Origin of the sequence: Nonomuraea helvata, assembly GCF_039535785.1 — a bacterium.
GTDB classification, from domain to species: Bacteria; Actinomycetota; Actinomycetes; order Streptosporangiales; family Streptosporangiaceae; genus Nonomuraea; species Nonomuraea helvata.
On record NZ_BAAAXV010000009.1, the window covers coordinates 1,108,014 to 1,124,734 of the forward strand.

The 16,721-nt window shown below is 69.7% G+C and carries 20 protein-coding genes; 3 read left to right on the top strand and 17 right to left on the bottom strand.

Annotated features, from left to right (window positions below; translation table 11 throughout):
* Nucleotides 1-6: 6 nt before the first annotated feature.
* Genes ABD830_RS37990 through ABD830_RS38020 form a run of 7 tightly spaced genes read right to left on the bottom strand, consistent with a single transcriptional unit; the run spans nucleotide 7 to nucleotide 6,775 of the window.
* Nucleotides 7-966 carry a hypothetical protein gene (locus ABD830_RS37990; RefSeq protein WP_345002215.1) on the bottom strand — a complete coding sequence of 320 codons (960 nt, stop codon included), beginning with the start codon at nucleotides 964-966 and terminating at the stop codon, nucleotides 7-9.
* Nucleotides 966-2,228: a DUF4910 domain-containing protein gene (locus ABD830_RS37995; RefSeq protein WP_344998446.1), complete on the bottom strand. Its 1,263-nt coding sequence runs from the start codon at nucleotides 2,226-2,228 to the stop codon at nucleotides 966-968. The genes ABD830_RS37990 and ABD830_RS37995 overlap by 1 nt, the downstream gene beginning before the upstream one ends.
* Nucleotides 2,225-3,244 carry an NAD-dependent epimerase/dehydratase family protein gene (locus tag ABD830_RS38000; protein ID WP_344998448.1) on the bottom strand — a complete coding sequence of 340 codons (1,020 nt, stop codon included), beginning with the start codon at nucleotides 3,242-3,244 and terminating at the stop codon, nucleotides 2,225-2,227. The genes ABD830_RS37995 and ABD830_RS38000 overlap by 4 nt, the downstream gene beginning before the upstream one ends.
* Nucleotides 3,245-3,246: 2 nt before the next feature.
* Entirely contained in the window at nucleotides 3,247-3,897 is a 651-nt protein-coding gene (locus ABD830_RS38005) for a PIG-L deacetylase family protein (protein WP_345002216.1), read from the bottom strand.
* Nucleotides 3,894-4,670, bottom strand: coding sequence for a glycosyltransferase family protein (locus ABD830_RS38010; protein ID WP_344998450.1), 777 nt, complete (start codon nucleotides 4,668-4,670; stop codon nucleotides 3,894-3,896). Before ABD830_RS38010 ends, ABD830_RS38005 begins: the two co-directional genes overlap by 4 nt.
* Nucleotides 4,667-5,875, bottom strand: a complete 1,209-nt coding sequence (locus ABD830_RS38015) for a methyltransferase domain-containing protein (protein ID WP_344998452.1) — start codon at nucleotides 5,873-5,875, stop codon at nucleotides 4,667-4,669. The genes ABD830_RS38010 and ABD830_RS38015 overlap by 4 nt, the downstream gene beginning before the upstream one ends.
* Complete coding sequence (locus tag ABD830_RS38020; RefSeq protein WP_344998454.1) at nucleotides 5,876-6,775, bottom strand: phytanoyl-CoA dioxygenase family protein; 900 nt, start codon at nucleotides 6,773-6,775, stop codon at nucleotides 5,876-5,878. It lies immediately after the preceding gene.
* 56 nt (nucleotides 6,776-6,831) lie between these two features.
* Between ABD830_RS38020 and ABD830_RS38025 the strand changes: the two genes are divergently transcribed.
* Complete coding sequence (locus ABD830_RS38025) at nucleotides 6,832-7,410, top strand: dTDP-4-dehydrorhamnose 3,5-epimerase family protein (protein WP_344998456.1); 579 nt, start codon at nucleotides 6,832-6,834, stop codon at nucleotides 7,408-7,410.
* Here ABD830_RS38025 and rfbD read toward each other — a convergent pair.
* The 10 genes from rfbD to ABD830_RS38075 all read right to left on the bottom strand — a co-directional run bounded on the left by rfbD (nucleotide 7,392) and on the right by ABD830_RS38075 (nucleotide 15,264).
* Nucleotides 7,392-8,273, bottom strand: coding sequence for a dTDP-4-dehydrorhamnose reductase (rfbD, locus tag ABD830_RS38030; RefSeq protein WP_344998458.1), 882 nt, complete (start codon nucleotides 8,271-8,273; stop codon nucleotides 7,392-7,394). The two genes, ABD830_RS38025 and rfbD, sit on opposite strands and share 19 nt — an antisense overlap.
* Nucleotides 8,274-8,298: 25 nt before the next feature.
* Entirely contained in the window at nucleotides 8,299-9,222 is a 924-nt protein-coding gene (gene rfbB / locus ABD830_RS38035) for a dTDP-glucose 4,6-dehydratase (protein WP_345002217.1), read from the bottom strand.
* Nucleotides 9,222-10,214, bottom strand: coding sequence for a glucose-1-phosphate thymidylyltransferase (locus ABD830_RS38040; RefSeq protein ID WP_344998460.1), 993 nt, complete (start codon nucleotides 10,212-10,214; stop codon nucleotides 9,222-9,224). The genes rfbB and ABD830_RS38040 overlap by 1 nt, the downstream gene beginning before the upstream one ends.
* Nucleotides 10,215-10,292: 78 nt before the next feature.
* A complete protein-coding gene (locus tag ABD830_RS38045; RefSeq protein ID WP_344998462.1) occupies nucleotides 10,293-11,747 on the bottom strand; it encodes a sugar transferase in 1,455 nt (484 codons plus the stop codon).
* 268 nt (nucleotides 11,748-12,015) lie between these two features.
* Complete coding sequence (locus ABD830_RS38050; protein WP_344998464.1) at nucleotides 12,016-12,366, bottom strand: hypothetical protein; 351 nt, start codon at nucleotides 12,364-12,366, stop codon at nucleotides 12,016-12,018.
* 79 nt (nucleotides 12,367-12,445) lie between these two features.
* The gene (locus ABD830_RS38055; RefSeq protein WP_344998466.1) at nucleotides 12,446-13,069 is read right to left on the bottom strand and encodes a GntR family transcriptional regulator; all 624 of its coding nucleotides are present in this window, start codon (nucleotides 13,067-13,069) and stop codon (nucleotides 12,446-12,448) included.
* A complete protein-coding gene (locus ABD830_RS38060) occupies nucleotides 13,066-13,953 on the bottom strand; it encodes a DMT family transporter (RefSeq protein WP_344998468.1) in 888 nt (295 codons plus the stop codon). Before ABD830_RS38060 ends, ABD830_RS38055 begins: the two co-directional genes overlap by 4 nt.
* Nucleotides 13,954-13,972: 19 nt before the next feature.
* Nucleotides 13,973-14,350 (bottom strand): hypothetical protein, encoded by a 378-nt coding sequence (locus ABD830_RS38065; protein ID WP_344998470.1) that lies wholly within the window; start codon nucleotides 14,348-14,350, stop codon nucleotides 13,973-13,975.
* 53 nt (nucleotides 14,351-14,403) lie between these two features.
* Entirely contained in the window at nucleotides 14,404-14,901 is a 498-nt protein-coding gene (locus ABD830_RS38070) for a GNAT family N-acetyltransferase (protein WP_344998472.1), read from the bottom strand.
* A gap of 27 nt (nucleotides 14,902-14,928) precedes the next feature.
* Nucleotides 14,929-15,264, bottom strand: coding sequence for an MmcQ/YjbR family DNA-binding protein (locus ABD830_RS38075; RefSeq protein ID WP_378521003.1), 336 nt, complete (start codon nucleotides 15,262-15,264; stop codon nucleotides 14,929-14,931).
* Nucleotides 15,265-15,402: 138 nt separating this feature from the next.
* Between ABD830_RS38075 and ABD830_RS38080 the strand changes: the two genes are divergently transcribed.
* The gene (locus ABD830_RS38080; protein WP_344998476.1) at nucleotides 15,403-16,143 is read left to right on the top strand and encodes an SRPBCC family protein; all 741 of its coding nucleotides are present in this window, start codon (nucleotides 15,403-15,405) and stop codon (nucleotides 16,141-16,143) included.
* Nucleotides 16,038-16,706 (top strand): DUF4166 domain-containing protein, encoded by a 669-nt coding sequence (locus ABD830_RS38085; RefSeq protein WP_344998478.1) that lies wholly within the window; start codon nucleotides 16,038-16,040, stop codon nucleotides 16,704-16,706. The genes ABD830_RS38080 and ABD830_RS38085 overlap by 106 nt, the downstream gene beginning before the upstream one ends.
* Nucleotides 16,707-16,721: the final 15 nt, after the last annotated feature.

Below are 16,721 nucleotides of genomic sequence, written 5' to 3' on the forward strand. Positions count from 1 at the left end.
TCTCTGTTACGTCGTGATGCGTTCGAGCCAGATCTCGCGCCAGAAGGGCACGAATTCGCGCGGGCAGTTGAGGCTGTGCAGACCCTTGCAGACCACGTCCTCCAACGTGACGCAGGGAGTCTTCATCGTGAGCATCTCGCCGGTGCGCTCGTCGATGCAGCGGTCGATCCGCGCATGGACGCGCGTGACCGTGCCGCAGTAGGCGGCCATCTCCTCTTCGAACCCGAGGCCGCGGTTGAGCATGTGCTCGTTGAGCGTGGCCAGGATGTCGGCCTTCGAGCGCACGCGTACGAGCTCTCCGGGCTGCAGGTCGAGCAGCGTGGACGGAGTCTTGCCGCGCAGCGCCGGCTTGAGGAAACCCCAGCGCCTGCCCTCCTTCAGGCGCAACCACGGAGGCAGGACCCGCTTGCTGACCTCCTGCGCCCGGTTGAAGATCCCGATGAGCAGAGCATGCAGAGTGCGCAGCGCGCCCACGTTGCCGCTGCGCACGTCGTCGACGTACTGCCCCATGCTCCTGACCGGCAGGCAGGTCGGCGCGGCCCGCAGCAGCTCGGTGGCCTGGCAGGAGTACCGTTCCCCGCCGTCGTCGCCGGGCGGCCTGCGCGTGTTGATCTCCAGCAGCGGCAGCAGCCGGGCGTCACCCGCGCTGGGCGCCGCGTCCGCCGCGACCTTCTTGAGCCAGGCTTCCTTCCAGTACATGGAACAGGCCGTCTGGCAGCCGCCGTGCGCGGACCCGTCGCAACGCGCGCCGGTCAGATGGACGGCACGGTCCATCTTGCGGAGCCCTGTACGGGTCTGGGTGTCGCAGAGCTTGTGCGCCACCTTGTGCACGGTCATCTGCTTGCCGCAGAAGCGGAGCATCTCCGGCATGAACGGTAACCCGTCGAGCTCGCCCCGATCGTCGAGCGTGGCCAGGATCTCGGCTTCCCCGCGTACCTCGACGACGTCTCCGACCCTGAGATCCATCACGCCTTCTCCCTCACCAGTCCGGCATCCAGCAGAGCGTGGGCCGCCCTCTCCACGGCGGCGAACGGCAACTCGGATCGTCGGGCGATGTCAAGCAGGCTGTGCTCCCCGTCGGACAGGTTCAACACCCATAACATCGCCATCTGCGCCTGTTTCGTGTCACTCCTTCCGCCAAGAGATCCGTAGAGCCCGCGCCTGCCCAGTTGCGGCTCGCCGTACGGGCTGAGGTTGACGTAGGTGCGGTTGCCCTCCAGCACCCCGACCACCTGCGTGAGGACGTCGAGCGTGTCCTCCATGGCCTCCGGCGTGACGAACCCCGGATTGTCCCCTGAGGTGTGATATTCCGGGTATCCGGCGTACGGCGTCCTGGTCAGGCCGCCGAACGGCAGGTTGAACCCGGGCGAGCAGAACTGCCGCTCGTCGTACCCGTACGGGGAGAAGTCCAGCACCCGGTGCGGCCGGTCTTCGAGGACCTGCTCGACGGCCTGGTCGATCTCGGCGTCGCCGCGCCTGCTCCGCTTGTACGTCAGCGACCCGGGATCGCCCGCGCACGCCAGCGTCAGCCCGGCCGCGATCAGGTGGACGCGCTCCCGGTTGCGTGCCAGCCAGGTGATCGCCCCGATCGTCCCCGGCATGAACAGGAACCGGTACGTGTACCGCGGCTCCTTCAGCTTGAGCGCCAGCGCCACGGCCACCGCGACGCCCGCGAGGTTGTCGTTGGCCAGCGACGGGTGGCACACGTGACAGGAGATCACCACCTCGTCGGGGAGCCGCCCGGGCACGACATGCTCGGCGACGGTCAGCGAGCCGTCCTCGAGCGTCGAGTCGATCAGCACCTCGTACGGCCCCTCGCCGAGCGCGTCGAGCGCGTTCTGACTGAGGCAGAACCCCCAGGTCTCGACGTAGTAGCTGGTCCGGTAGGGGACCAGGTCGGGCTGGTCGGGCAGCGTGTGCAGGCGCGGCCGCAGCTCCTCCAGCGTGTACGTCCCCGACACCGGCACGCTGTAGCCCACGACGTGCAGGTTCGACTCCTGGAAGTCGATCACCCGCCGCCCGGAGAGGTCCTTGACGTAGGCGTCGCGGATGTTCCACTCCTTCGGCACGTTCCAGTCGAGCACCTCGGTCCCCGTCGGCACCTCGGTGACCGTCAGCGGCAGGTGCTCGCCGACGATCTCCAGCGTGCGCCGCACTCCGTCGCCGGTGATGCTCCGGCAGATCGGGTACAGCCGCTCGACGAGCGCGTGCATCTGGTCACCGTTCACGGGCGGAGCTCCGCGTCGATGCTCCTGGCCGCCTGCCGGTCGGCCAGCCGCGTCAGCCGGGTGAAGCGCCGGTCGAAGTCGTGCCTGGTCAGCCCGTACGTCCGGTACGCCGCCACCAGCTCCTCCGCGCCCGCCCTGACCGTCCACCTGGCGCTGTAGCCGGGCAGCGCCGCCCGGATCCGGGCGAAGTCCACCCGGTAGGAGCGCGGATCGTTGCCGGCCTCCCCGGTGATCTTCAGTACGGCCCCGGGCACGGCGTCGACCACCTCGCCGGCGATCTCCGCCACGGTCACGTTGTTGGTCTCCGAGCCCACGTTGAACGCCGTGGCGTGCACGGCGTCGCGCGGCGCCTCGATCGCCCGCAGGAACGCCTCTGCGATGTCCTCGGCGTGCACCAGGGGCCGCCACGGGGTGCCGTCGGACAGGACGAGCACCTCGCCGGAGAGGACGGCGTGGCCCACCAGGTTGTTCAGCACGATGTCGGCCCGCAGGCGCGGGGAGAACCCGAACGCCGTCGCGTTGCGCATGAACACCGGCGAGAAGTCCGCGTCGGCCAGCTTGACGAGGTCGTCCTCCACCCTGACCTTCGACTCCGCGTACGGCGTCACGGGCCGCAGCGGCGCGTCCTCGTTCACCAGCTCGTCGCCCCCGGAGGCGCCGTAGACCGAGCAGGTGGAGGCGTAGACGAACCTGCGCACCCCGGCGTCCTTGGCCAGCCGCGCCAGCCGTACCGACGCGTGGTGGTTGATGTCGTAGGTCAGCTCGGGCGCCAGCGAGCCGAGCGGGTCGTTCGACAGCGCGGCCAGGTGCGCCACGGCGTCGACGCCTTCGAGCATCTCGGCGGAGACGTCCCGCAGATCGACCGTGTAGCCGGGCGGGTCGTCGACCCCGGGCCCGAGCACGCAGTCGGCGAACAGGCCGGAGTCGAGGCCGATCACCTCGTGCCCCGCGGCGGACAGCACGGGGGCCATCACGCTCCCCAGGTATCCCTGGTGCCCGGTCAGAAGAATCCGCAAGATCAGCCTCCAGCCAGATCGATGGTCAGCTTGTTCACATGGAAGGCCTCGGCGTACCTGGCGCCGCACTCGATGCCGCGGATGCGGGCGAGCCCGAGAAAGGCCTCCCTGTCGTACCAGGGGCGGTGCCGCTGCGACGGGTAGTGCTCCTGCAGCAGCCGGACCTTCGTCTCGGCCACCTCGTCGTCCAGCGGCTGGTAGACCGAGGGGCGGCCGAGATCGCCGTCCCACTTGACGATCTCGTAGCCGAGCGTCAGATGGTCGCGCCAGACCGTCGGCACGAGCTGGGCCAGGCCCCGGTGGTCCTGGTGCGCGTCGCCCGTCCATGGGGCGAGGATCAGGTCAGGGTCGGCCTGCGCCCTCAGGTCCTCCAGGGCGTTCTTGGCCTCGTCCCAGTGCGCGGGCAGCCGCCCGTCGGGCAGCTTGAGCACGGTGAGGCGCAGGTCCGCGCCGGGGCAGAAGGCCGCGAGCGCCGCCCGCTCCTCCTCCTCGCGCGCGCTCCCGCCCCCGGACAGCACGAGCGCGTGCACGCGCGTCCCCGGGCGGGACCGGCAGATCGTGTACAGGCTCGCGCCGGCGCCGATCGCGATGTCGTCGCAGTGGGCGCCGAGCGCGACGACCTCGTCCCGCCGCGCGGGCCGCAGGCCGATCATGCTTCCCACAGCGCCCAGGGCCGCTCGCCCCGCGCCCAGGAACGATCCAGCTCGAGGCGCTGGTTGACGGTGTCGCTCGGCCGCCAGTAGCCGCGGTGCGGGTAGGCCAGGAGCCGTCCCCGCTTGGCCAGCTCCGCGCAGCCGTCCGCGACCAGGTCGCCGTTCTCCGGGATGTGGTCGAAGACATCCTGGCGCAGCACGAAGAAGCCGCCGTTGACCCAGAGCGGCATCTCGCTGACCGGGGTGATGCCGCCGACCAGCCCGCCCTCGCTGACGTCGATGACGTGGAAGGTGTTGGTCGGCGGGACCACCATCATCGAGGCGCCCGCGTCGGAGGCGGCGAAGCGACCGATGATCTCGGGCAGCGGCGCGTCGGTCAGCACGTCCGCGTAGTTGGCCAGGAACATCTCGTCGCCGTCCAGGTACGGCCTGACCCGGCGCAGCCGCTCGCCGATCGGGGAGTCGAGCCCGGTGTCGATCAACGACACCGACCAGTCGGAAATGTCCGTGGATAACAGCTCGATCTGCCCGTTCCGCAGGATGAAGTCGTTCGACCCCGTCTCCTGATATTTCAGGAAGAAGTCTTTGATGTGCTGCGCGCCGTACCCGAGGCACAGGATGAACTCCTTGTGCCCGAAGTGCGCGTAGTACCGCATGACGTGCCAGACCAGCGGGCGCGGGCCGACCATCTGCATCGGCTTGGGCATGTCACCGCCGGCCAGGTCGCTGCGCATCCTGGTGCCGCGCCCGCCGCAGAAGAGGACGACCTTCATCCGACGACCTCCAGACCCGGTATCGGGAAGACCAGCCGGCCGCCCCACTCGCGTACGTAGGAGAGCTGCTCGACCAGCTCGTCACGCAGGTTCCACGGCAGCACCAGCACGTAGTCGGGCCGGTCCTCGGCGATCCGCTCCGGGGCGTGGATCGGGATCCGCGACCCCGGAGTGAACCTGCCATGCTTGTACGGATTGCGGTCCACCGTGTACGCCAGCAGGTCGGGCCGGATCCCGCAGTGGTTGAGCAGCGTGTTCCCCTTGCCCGGGGCGCCGTACCCGACCACGGTCTTGCCGGCGTCGGCGGCGTCGATGAGGAACCTGAGCAGGTCCCGCCGCACCTTGGCCACCCGCTTCGCGAAGTCCTCGTAACCCGCGAGCTCATGCAGCCCGGCCGCCTTCTCGCGGGCCAGCACCTCGACGACCCGGGGTGAGACGGGCGCCTCGGCGGGCTGCGCCCACAGCCTGATCGACCCGCCGTGCGTCGGCAGCAGCTCGACGTCCACCAGGTGCAGCCCGCCGCTCGCGAGCGCCCGCTGCGCCGAGGCCACCGTGTAGTACTGGAAGTGCTCGTGGTAGATGGTGTCGAACTGGTTCAGCTCCATCAGCGTCAGCAGGTGCTGCACCTCGATGGAGACCCGGCCGTCGTCGGCCACCAGCGCCCGCAGGCCCTTCGTGAAGCCGACGACGTCCGGGATGTGCGCGTACACGTTGTTCGCCACGACCAGGTCCGCGGGTCCGTGCTCGGCCCGTACCCGCCGGCCGACCTCCGGCGACAGGAACTCCGTGAGCGTCGGCACACCCTTGTCGACGGCGGCCCTGCCGACGTTCGCGGACGGCTCGATGCCCAGGCAGCGCACACCCCGCTCCACGACGTGCTGGAGCAGGTAGCCGTCGTTGCTGGCCACCTCGACCACGAACGAGTCGGGGCGCAGTTCCGCGCCGTCCACGAACCTCCGCGCGTGCTCCACCCAGGAGGTCGAGTAGGAGGAGAAGTAGGCGTACTCGGTGAACGTCTCCTCCGGCGTGATCAGCGGCGGCAGCTGGGCCAGCCAGCAGCTCGTGCAGACCCGCAGATGCAGCGGGTAGGTGGGCTCCGGCGCGTCGAGCTGCTCCGCGGTCAGGAACAGCTCGCAGGGCGGGGTCGCCCCGAGGTCCACGACCCCGGCGAGCCCCTCGGCGCCGCACAGTCGGCAGATGGTCATTCAGCTCACTCCAGCCAGGGCCTTGGCCTCGTACTCCAGCGCGAGATCTTCGGGTATCGGGGCGAGATCGTTACAGCGCACGAAGTCCCGCAGCGTGGTGCCGGTGCATTCGGCGTCCACGTTCGGGGCCCCGCGGTGCGCGCGCACGTCGGCGATGTGGACGGTCCTGAAATCGATGCTGAACCTGGTCCTGCCCGAGGTGTTCGGGACGGTGGAGTGGAGCTGCGCGCCGGAGAACATCAAAGTCCCACCGGCCTCCGGCACCACCCTGACCTGCGGCTCCAGCTCGATCGACTCCTCGGGGCGCGGCTGGACGCGGGTGTCGCTGCGTACGTGGGCCGCGGCGCTGTGCCGGCTCGTCCTGTTCCATTCGGCGTAGTCGTAGCCCGCGCTGCCGTTGCGCACCGGCTGGTCGAAATAGCGCGGGTGGAAGGCCATGACGTTCTCGGGGGTCACCCCGAACACCGGGATCCACCAGTTGACCTGGCTGAACGGCGCCGAGTACCAGCAGTCGCGATGCGGGTGGAAGGCGTAGGAGATGCCGGAGACCAGATAGTCGTTCGAGGTCGACGTACGCAGCCTCGGCAGGTCGAAATAGGTCTGCCCGAGGTCGCAGCCGCGCTCCTCGATGACCGCCGGCAGCAGTTCCTTGCACCGGGGATGGTGTATGAACCGCGGTTTGAGCTCGGCGAGTAATTTCGCGAACTCCTCGACCGGCATCTCATGCTGCGCGGTCTCCGGGTCCAGGCCGCCGAACGCGTCGTGGACCAGCTCCCTCGCGAAGCCGACCAGCTCGGTGGTGGCCGGTGCGGCCGAATAGACGAAGACCTCGCCCTTGAACAGCATTTCGCGGCGCGTTTCGTCGTCCACGCCGCTGTTGAAGAAGACGGCGGTCATCATGAAGCTTTCCCTCTCGGTCGGCTTGAATGGCGGACAAGGTCTGGCATGCTGCGATCATGGATCGCCTCTCGATCGACGGCGCGTGGCTTTACACGCCGCGCGTTCATGCCGACCCTCGTGGCAGTTTCCTCGAGGCGTTCAGGGCGGCGGATCTGCCGCACCGGCTGGATGTGGCCCAGGTCAACTGCTCCGTTTCCAGGGCGGGGGTGCTCCGGGGCGTACATTTCGCGGAGGTCCCGCCCAGCCAGGCGAAATATGTGATGTGTCTGTCCGGGAGCATCATGGATGTGATCGTGGACGTCCGGGTGGGCTCGCCCACGTTCGGCCAGTGGGAGGCGGTGACGCTGGACGACGAGACCAGAGGCGCCGTGCTGATCGCCGAAGGTCTCGGTCACGCGTTCATGGCACTGAGCGAGGAGGCCACGGTCGTGTACCTGTGCTCGCAGCCGTACAGCCCGGGTCGTGAGCACGGGGTTCACCCGCTCGACCCGGCCATCGGCATCGACTGGCCGTCCGGCCTGGAGCCCGTCCTGTCGGAGAAGGACGCCAAGGCCCCGTCGCTCGAGCAGGCTCGGGCGGCCGGGCTGCTGCCGGACTATGGGACGTGCATGGAGTTCTACGCCACGCTGCATTGAGGCCCCGCCCCCACCCTTTCCCCCGCCATGATCGGCCCCCTCATAACCGGCCACGCGGCGTGCAGGGCCGCTCTCCAGTGCCGGATCGGCTCCCAGCGGGTGTGGGCGAGCACGCTGTTGGCCGGCCGCCGGGCCGGGCGGGGGTAGGCGGTGCTGGGCACGGGCCGCACGCGTTCAGGGTCGGAGCCGAGCAGCGTGAAGATCTCTTTGGCGAACCCGCACCACGTGGTCTCGCCCGCGCTGGTGCCGTGGTAAACGCCCGGCTGCAGGTCCGACTGCGCCAGCCGGACGAGGTAGTCGGCCAGGTCGGCGGTCCACGTGGGCTGGCCGCGCTGGTCGTCCACCACGTCGATCGCGGGACGCTCCCCGGCCAGCCGGATCATGGTCCGCACGAAGTTCGTCCCGCTCGCCCCGTACATCCAGGCGGTGCGCACCACGTAGTGCCCGTGCTCCAGCGCCGCGCGCTCCCCCGCGAGCTTGGTCCGCCCGTACGCGCTGACCGGCCCGGTCGGCGCGTCCTCCCGGTACGGCACCCGCGCGGCCCCGTCGAAGACATAGTCGGTGGAGACGTGCAGCAGCCGCGCGCCGGCCACGTCACAGGCCTCGGCCAGCCAGCGCACCGCGTGCCCGTTGACGGCCAGCGCCTCGGCCTCATGGGTCTCGGCGTCGTCCACCGCCGTCCAGGCGGCGCAGTTGATCACGACTCTGGGGCGGTACGCGGACACGAAGTCGCGTACCGCGCGCCTGTCGCGCAGGTCCAGCTCGCTGCGGCCGAGCGCGAGCACCGGCTCGCCGGTCAGCGCCGTCCTTTGGAGGACGTCGGCGGCGAGCATGCCGCCGGCCCCCGTGATGAGCCATCTCATGCCGCCTCCCGGCGTGACCACCCGATCACGAGATCCACCAGTCGCGGTGCTCCGCGTACCAGCGGACGGTGTCCTTGAGCCCCTGCTCGAACGCGATCTCGGGCCGGTAGCCGAGCGCCCTCAGCTTGGAGTCGTCCAGCGAGTACCTGCGGTCGTGGCCCTTGCGGTCCTCGACCTGCTCGACCATGTCCCAGTCCCGGCCGCAGGCTTCCAGCAGGCGCGCGGTGAGCTCCTTGTTGGTCAGCTCGGCCGTACCCGCGATGTGGTAGACCTCGCCCGGCTCGCCCTTCTCCGCGACCCGGCGGATGCCCGCGCAGTGGTCCTCGACGTGGATCCAGTCCCGGATGTTGCCGCCGTCGCCGTACAGCGGGACCTTCCTGCCGCGCAGCAGGTTGGTGACGAAGAGCGGGATGACCTTCTCGGGGTACTGCCGCGGGCCGTAGTTGTTGCCGCATCTGGTGATCGAGACGTTCAGCCCGTGCGTGATCGCGTACGCGCGGGCGATCAGGTCGCCGCCCGCCTTCGACGCCGCGTACGGCGAGCGCGGTTGCAGCGGCGCGGCCTCGTCCCACGAGCCGCTGTCGATCGACCCGTACACCTCGTCGGTCGACACCTGGACCACCTTCGGCACCCCTGCCTCCAGGCACGCCTGGAGGAGGGTCTGGACGCCCAGCACGTTCGTGCGCATGAACTCGGCCGCGCCCTCGATCGACCGGTCCACGTGCGACTCGGCCGCGAAGTTGACCACGAGGTCGTGGCCGGGGACGACGCTCTTGAGCAGTTCGGCGTCGCAGATGTCCCCGTGCACGAACTCGTGCCGCACGCCGTCGAGGTTGGCGCGGTTGCCGGCGTACGTGAGCTTGTCCAGCACTGTCACGTGCCCGTCGTGCAGGCTCCGGACGAAGTGGGAGCCGATGAAGCCCGCGCCCCCAGTCACCAATATTCGCATCATGAACTGATCTGCACCTTGCTGTGATCGCCCAGCACGAGACGGTGGGCTCTGGGGGTGTTGGGCGCCGGGGTGACCTCGACGTCGTGGCCGATCAGCGACGACTCGATGCGCCGGACGCCGCTGATCGAGGCCCTGGGCAGCACGATCGAGTACTCGATCTCGCTGTCGGCGACCGCGCAGCGGGCTCCGATGGAGGTGAAGGGGCCGACGTAGCTGTCGCGGATCCGCGCGTCCGCGCCGATGATGGCCGGCCCCACGATCCTGGAGCGCTCGACCACCGCGCCCCGCTCGACGACGACGCGGCCCACCAGTTCGCTGGCCGCGTCCACCTGGCCGTCCACCCGGGGCTCGACCGACTCCAGGACCAGCCGGTTGACCTCCAGCATGTCGGTGACGTTCCCGGTGTCCTTCCAGTAGCCGGAGATGACCGAGGACTCGACACGCAGGCCCTCCTCGATCAGCCACTGGATGGCGTCGGTGATCTCCAGCTCGCCCCGCCAGGACGGCTTGAGCTCCGCCACGGCGGCGTGGATGGCCGGACCGAACAGGTAGACCCCTACCAGCGCCAGGTCGCTCTTGGGCCGCGCGGGCTTCTCCTCCAGCCCGACCACGCGGCCCTGGGCGTCGAGCTCGGCCACGCCGAACTGGCGCGGGTCGCCGACCTTGGTGAGCATGATCTGCGCGGCGGGGCGCTCCCTGTGGAACCTGTCCACCAGGCCGTTGATGCCGCCCACGATGAAGTTGTCGCCCAGGTACATGACGAAGTCCTCGTCGCCGAGGAACTCCCGGGCGATCAGCACGCCGTGCGCGAGCCCGAGCGGCGCCTCCTGCCGCAGGTACGTGACCTGCAGCCCGAACGCGGAGCCGTCGCCCACGGCCGCCTCGATCTCCGGCTGGGTGTCCCCGACCACCAGGCCGAGCTCCCTGATCCCCGCCGCCGCGATCGCCTCCAGCCCGTAGAACAGGACCGGTTTGTTCGCGACCGGCACCAACTGCTTGGCCGAGGTGTGCGTGATGGGTCGGAGCCGTGTGCCCGACCCCCCCGGCGAGCACGAGTGCTTTCACCGCTAGTAAGCCCCTTCTCCACGGGTGACGACGGACCAGGTCTTCCAGAGGATCTGCAGGTCGAGGATGAGCGACCAGTTCTCCACGTACCGCAGGTCGAGGCGTACGGACTCCTCCCACGTCAGGTTGGAACGGCCGCTGACCTGCCAGAGGCCGGTCATGCCCGGCTTGACCACCAGGCGGCGGCGGACGTCGGCGCCGTACTTGCCCACCTCCTCCGGCAGTGGTGGGCGCGGGCCGACGAGGGACATCTCGCCGCGTAGGACGTTGAGCAGCTGGGGGAGCTCGTCGAGCGAGTATTTCCGCAGGAAAGCGCCTACCCGAGTGATCCTTGGATCGTTCCTAATCTTGAAGAGCACCCCGTCGAACTCGTTCGCATCGAGGAGGGCGTCCTTGAGCTGCTCCGCATCAGCCACCATCGTACGAAATTTCACGACACGGAAGTCTTTGCCGCCTTTGCCGACCCTGGTCTGGTGGAACAGCGCGGGCCCGTGGCTGGTGAGGCGGATCACCAGGGCGATGGCCAGCAGTGGCAGCGCCAGGGCCAGCAGCGCCATCATCGCGACCAGGCGGTCGAACACGGTCTTCACGACCTGCTTCGTGCCGTCGAACTCGGGGTGCTCCACGTGCAGGAGCGGCATCCCCGCGACCGGCCTGATGCTGATGCGCGGCCCGGCCACGTCCATGAGCGCCGGGGCGACGAAGAGATCGGTACGCGCGGTCTCCAGGCTCCAGGCCAGGCGCCGCAGCGCGGCCCCGTCGAGCTCCGGACAGGCCAGCACGGCCACGGCGTCGGCCTGTTCGCGCTCGACCACCTCGGCCACGTCGCCGAAGGAGCCGAGCACGGGAATGCCGTCCAGATCGACGTCCATCGCGCTCTCGGGCAGGCAGGCTCCCACCACCTGCATCCCGTGGTACGGCTGGCGCCTGAACTGCATCACCAGGTCGAGAATCGACTCCCGATGCCCCACCGCGATCACCTGGCGCATGTAGTCGCCCACCGCTCTCTTCCGGTGGAGACGTCTACGCATCTGGTAGCGGTAGTAGAGCGTGGCCAGCAGCGCCAGCGGCAGCATCGCCATCACGAAACTACGCGCGATGACGGTCTGCGTGGCATAGGCCATGATGGCGACCGTGGCCATCAGGCCGACGCCGCCGTTGAAGACGGCCTTGAACTCCTCCGTTCCCTCGCCGTTGGCGCGCTGGCGATACGCCCCGCCCATCATGAGCGCGACAGGCCACGCGACGACCAGCCCGAATCCGAGCATGAACTCGACCAGCGGGATGAACACGCCGGCCATCAGCCGGACGCCGAGCACGCAGACGCATGCCAGCAGAGCGCACACCGTGTCCCCGCCTAACAGGAGCCGTAAGTACGCGCGCGTCCAGATGCTGGACGCGCGGCGCGGCACGGCCCCGAGGAGCACGACAGCGGACTCCTCAGTCCCCACCCTCATAGCACCACCCTGACAACTCTGTGCACCGCGATAACTTGACGTTCCTTGAACCACATGGGTTGACAAGTCCCACGCACAATCAAGGGCGGCGGCCCCCACTAAAGAGTAAAGATCGATTCCATCAGGGGGAATAACGTCAAATGTCCACAACCGGACGAATGTAGGGTGGTCTTGGGGCTTGACGGAACGATCCATAAGTGCAGCGGTCTGGCTGGGAAAACGTGCGGTTTACGGCTTCATTTCGCCAGGTTGCTGCCCTATCAACCCGCTAGTCGTACTCCAGATCCGGCAATGCGGACGGCGGGTCCGGACTGCGCCAGACGACCACAACCCCGTCCTGCGTGGAGTCGGCGGCCAGGGTCAGCCGTTCGAGGTCGAAATCCGGCAGGTAACGCAGGCGTGCCAGGAATGTGGCGTCCGTGGCCGAGCGCGGAACGACGCAGCCCTCGCCGTCGCGGTCGAGCAGGATATAGAGAACGTCTTCCCCGGATTCGGTGACGACACGGACCTCCACCACGTCCTCCCATGCGAGAGCCTCGACGCTACCGTCCGCGTAGTGACGAGTGACGCCCTCTTCCGTGACATACACGTAGGAGTCCGGCATCGGATTGCCGTGCATGGGCGCGATTCTTGCGAGTTCCGGGGCCGTCCCGCAAGGGTTCGCGCACAATGGTGCGCTTGGAGCGCGCTCCCGCCTTTCAGGCACCGCCCCAGGAGTGGCTGAGGTGCGCCGCCGCCGCCGCCCTGGCCGCGTCCTCCGGCCCGCCGGCGATCGCGTCGAGCAGCTCGCGGTGCTCGCGTACCAGCACGTCCCTGTCGGTGTAGACCGCACGCAACCGCACCAGCCCGAGCCGTGTCTCGGCCGCGAGGACGCCGTAGAGGCGCTCCAGCCGCGGGCTCCCCACGGCCTCGATCAGCGCCTGGTGCAGGGCCATGTGCTCGGCCACGCTCTCCGACCACGGCGCGTCGGCGGGCAGCGCGGCCATCCGGTGCAGGGCCGAATCGGCCTCCGGCACCCGTCGTCCGGCCACGGCCCGCGCCATCAGGTCTTCGAGCGGGCGGCGTACGTACATGAGATCGTCGAGGTCCGAAAGCGTCACCTCGGGGACATAGGCGCTGCGGTTGCGCTCGCGCCTGAGCAGCCCTTCGTGGACGAGGCTCGCCAGCGCCTCCCGCACGGTCGGCCTGGCGACGCCGTACGACGCGGCGATCTCCTGCTCGGGCAGCGAGGTGCCGGGCGGGATCTCACCGGAGAGCACCCTGCTGCGCAGCGCCTCGGCGAGCGCGCCGACGGTGGAGACGGGTCTGAGCGGCAACGTCACGGCAGCGACTCTAGCTCCCTTTCCGGTACGGTCTGCCCTGCCGCCTTCTCGGGTACGGCGACCGCCACGAGGCTGAGCGCCAGCAGGACCAGCCCCGCGATCGAGACCGGGGCCAGCCGCTCTCCGAGCACCACCAGGCCGAGCAGCGCCGCGACGGCCGGCTCGGCGAGCGCCAGCGTGGCGGCCGTGGCGACCGGAGTGGTCCGCAGGCCGCGCCCGTACAGGAAGTAGGACAGAGCGGTCGTGCCGAGTCCCAGGTAGAGCACGGCGAGCAGCCCGCGCGGCTCCCCCAGCCAGCCGACCCCGCTCACCAGCAGCACGGGCAGCATGATCAGGGCCGCCCCGCCGAACATCACCCCCATCACCGCGCCGGAACCGGCGCCCTGGCCGATCGCGTGCGCCGCCATCACCGCGTAGAAGGCGTAGAGCACGCCGCCGAGCAGCGCGAACAGCAGGCCGGAGACCATCTGCCCACCCGACTCGGCGCCCCCTCCGACGATCAGCGCCGCGCATCCGCAGATCGCCGCCGCGGTCGCCGCGCTCCAGCGCCCGCTGGGCCGGCGGCCGTGGAGCACCCAGGAGAGCAGGCCCGTGAAGACGGGACCGCTGCCGATCGCCACCACGGTCCCGATGGCGACCCCCGTGCGGCTGACGGCCGCGAAGAAGCAGAGCTGGTAGGCGGCCACCGCGACGGCGGCCAGCAGGACGCCCGGTCTGATCGCCTTCGTGACGCCCTTGCCGGCCAGCAGAACGAGCGCCGCACCCCCGATGACCAGCCGCGCGGCGGCCAGGGCGACGGAGTCGGCGGAGACGAGCAGCCCCGCCGTCCCGGCCGTGCCCCAGAGCACGGAGGCAGCGACGACTGCGAGGGGTCCATTTCTCATGGCCCTCATTGTCTGACAATTAGACAATTTCGTCCAGCAGCTGGTCGATCAGCCGTCCGGCCGGGGCAGTCACCTCCGCCGCATAGTCGTCGAGCACGGCCAGGCCGTCATGGATGCCGGGGACGCTCTTGCGCGGCAGTTCGAGCAGGTGCTCGGCCTCCGCGGTGATCGCTCCCTCGACGTGGAAGGCGCCGCCGGAGGCGCTGATGGAGACCTCGAAGCGGACGACGCGGCCGTCGGGCAGCGTGAGGTCGGCGCCGACGCGGGCGCCGGCGGGCGGGAGGAAATAGGAGAAGGTCTCGGCTCTGACGAAGGGATGATGTAACCCGGCGAGCATCTCCGACGCCCTGCTCAGGGTCTCGAGGAGGCCGGCCGCGGCCAGGCTCTCGCTGTCCACCGAAAAAGGGTAGATCACCGGATGGGCAGGTGGCCACCTACCGCACATCCGGGTCAGCTGTGCGTGACGGGGTCCGTGGCCAGGCGGGCATGCCGTTCGACGTCGTACCGGAGGCCCTCGTGACGGAGCTTCCCGCGCTCGATGCCCTCCGGCCGGAACCCCGCCTTCGTGGCCACCCGGCACGACGCCGGATTGTTCGTATGGTGCCCGAGCTCCAGCCGGTAGAGCCCGCGCTCGCCGAACGCCCACCGCACCAGCTCCTTGGTGGCAGCCACGGCGATGCCCCGCCCTCTGACCTCGGGCACGACCCAGTAGGACACCCAGCCGTTGTCGTGATCGTCGATCCGGGACACCGCGACGTTCCCGGCGACCGACCCGTCGACCGTGACGGCGAACGCGTGTCCGACACCGGCCCACCCGGCGATCCACCCCATGGCGTCCTGAAGGGTGATCACGGGGAAGGGCGCCTGCGCGCGGAGATCCGGCGCCTGAAAGGCCCGCAGCACTGCCGGCGCATCGTCCTCGCGCCACTCCCGCAACCGAACGTCCACATTGTCGGAGATTACCCTGACATGCGGCTATAAGGCCTGCGGGCCGATCTGATGGGCCGCCTCGAACTCGGCCACCAGCCGCTTGGGGGCGGTCAGGCACCACGCCTCGGCCACCAACTCGAACAGCTCCTCGGGGTCGATCCTGTCGAGGTGCACCACCACCCAGCCGAACTGCCCGGCCGTGAACTGCACCTCGAACACCTCGGGCCGCTCGGCCACCAGTGCGATCTGCTCCTGGAGCGTGGCCTTGAGCCCGACGGTCTCGGTGGCCTCCCACAGGTAGCCGAAGCCCTTGCCGCGCACCTTGAGGCCGACCCACTCGCCCCCATGGCCCACCTTGACCTCGGGCAGCCGATCCAGCATCTCGAGGAACTCATCCACGCTCACGCCCATGCCCGCCTGTGTACCAGAGCCGACCGACACTTCCCGGCCACCAGTTGAGCAGTCGCTCAAATCTGCTTATATTTGAGCAGTCGCTCAAGACCGAGGGGCGGGACGCGGATGCGCCGACGGCAGCTCTACATCGAGACCCGGATCAGGGCGGACCTGGAGGACGTATGGCAGGCCACCCAGGACCCGTCCCGGCACCAGCGCTGGGACCTGCGGTTCGGCCGGATCGAGTACCTCACCCCACGTGACGGCAGGCAGGCGTTCCGCTACGCCACGCTGGGCATCAGCGGTGTGGGGGTCAGCACGGGCAACCGGCACGGGCCCGGGGGAGGCCGGACGTCCGCGCTGCGGTTCGGCTCGCGCCACCCGCTCTCACCCATCCGCGCGGGGTCCGGCTACTGGCGCTACCTGCCGGTGGCGGACGGCGTCCGGTTCCTCACCTCGTACGACTACCGCCCGCGCGTCCTGCCCGGCTGGGCGATGTGGTGGGCCACCGCGTGGTCGTTCGACCGGTTGCGCCTGTGGCTGGAGACCGGCAGGACGCCGGAGCGTTCGCTGCGCCAGGCCCTGGCCGAGGCCGGCGCGAGAGCGGCCTCGGCGCTTCTCGCGGCCGCTCTTCTGCCGCCCCTGCCCGCGACCGCCGTACTCGCCGCCGCCCTGGCGCTGCCTCCGCTGCCGGGCACCCCGGCGGCCCGCCGCTGCCTGCACCGCCCACCCGAACGAGACAGACGACCGATGGGAGCACCATGTCCTCGATCTTCCAGCGCGCGCTCGGCCGCGAGTTCGCCCGCCTCCACCCCCAGCTCCAGCGCCGGTTCAGCGTCGGGCTCGACAGCGGCGAAGCCTGCGTAGGCAGGGGCGTCATGACCCGCGTGTGGAACGCCGGCCGCCACATCCGTCCCTTCCTGGCCCTCGGCAGCCGCAGGAACGTCCTCGTCCCGGATGTCGGACCGGACATCCCCTTCCAGATTGAGAATTACCCGTATCTGGACTCGTACGGCCGCGAGACCGTCACGTTCGTCCGCACGTTCCCCCGCGGCCGCTTCGACGCCACCATGATCTACGACGACGCCAGTGCCCGGATCGTCGACTATTTAGGCACCCACCAGCACCTCGCCACCCCGCTCGGCCTCTCCGTCGACGATCGGGGCGGGCTGGTCATCCGCTCCGGCCGCCAGCGTTTCCTCGAAGGCCCGCTCGCCCTCACCATCCCGCCGGCCGCCACGGGCACGGCGGTGGTCAGCGAGCACTTCGACGAGGAGACGGAGCGGTTCAGGATCGCGGTGACCGTGTCCAACCCGTGGCTGGGCCGGATCTTCGGTTACTGGGGCAGCTTTACCGTCGAGTACGTGGACGTCGCGGAGCACGGCGTTCCCGCTAGCGTGAGGCCGAGGCGAGAGGACGCCCGCTGCTGACGCGTAAGGAAACCT

What these genes read in the sequence shown, in the direction of transcription:
- rfbD (WP_344998458.1), bottom strand. Translation starts at nt 8,273, where the DNA reads ATGAGATGGCTCATCACGGGGGCCGGCGGCATGCTCGCCGCCGACGTC.
- ABD830_RS38045 (WP_344998462.1), bottom strand. Translation starts at nt 11,747, where the DNA reads ATGAGGGTGGGGACTGAGGAGTCCGCTGTCGTGCTCCTCGGGGCCGTG.
- ABD830_RS38075 (WP_378521003.1), bottom strand. Translation starts at nt 15,264, where the DNA reads ATGCTGGATCGGCTGCCCGAGGTCAAGGTGGGCCATGGGGGCGAGTGG.
- ABD830_RS38085 (WP_344998478.1), top strand. Translation starts at nt 16,038, where the DNA reads ATGTCCTCGATCTTCCAGCGCGCGCTCGGCCGCGAGTTCGCCCGCCTC.
- ABD830_RS38015 (WP_344998452.1), bottom strand. Translation starts at nt 5,875, where the DNA reads ATGACCATCTGCCGACTGTGCGGCGCCGAGGGGCTCGCCGGGGTCGTG.
- ABD830_RS38080 (WP_344998476.1), top strand. Translation starts at nt 15,403, where the DNA reads ATGCGCCGACGGCAGCTCTACATCGAGACCCGGATCAGGGCGGACCTG.
- ABD830_RS38020 (WP_344998454.1), bottom strand. Translation starts at nt 6,775, where the DNA reads ATGATGACCGCCGTCTTCTTCAACAGCGGCGTGGACGACGAAACGCGC.
- ABD830_RS38060 (WP_344998468.1), bottom strand. Translation starts at nt 13,953, where the DNA reads ATGAGAAATGGACCCCTCGCAGTCGTCGCTGCCTCCGTGCTCTGGGGC.
- ABD830_RS38025 (WP_344998456.1), top strand. Translation starts at nt 6,832, where the DNA reads ATGGATCGCCTCTCGATCGACGGCGCGTGGCTTTACACGCCGCGCGTT.
- ABD830_RS38010 (WP_344998450.1), bottom strand. Translation starts at nt 4,670, where the DNA reads ATGAAGGTCGTCCTCTTCTGCGGCGGGCGCGGCACCAGGATGCGCAGC.
- ABD830_RS38005 (WP_345002216.1), bottom strand. Translation starts at nt 3,897, where the DNA reads ATGATCGGCCTGCGGCCCGCGCGGCGGGACGAGGTCGTCGCGCTCGGC.
- ABD830_RS37990 (WP_345002215.1), bottom strand. Translation starts at nt 966, where the DNA reads ATGGATCTCAGGGTCGGAGACGTCGTCGAGGTACGCGGGGAAGCCGAG.
- ABD830_RS38050 (WP_344998464.1), bottom strand. Translation starts at nt 12,366, where the DNA reads ATGCACGGCAATCCGATGCCGGACTCCTACGTGTATGTCACGGAAGAG.
- rfbB (WP_345002217.1), bottom strand. Translation starts at nt 9,222, where the DNA reads ATGCGAATATTGGTGACTGGGGGCGCGGGCTTCATCGGCTCCCACTTC.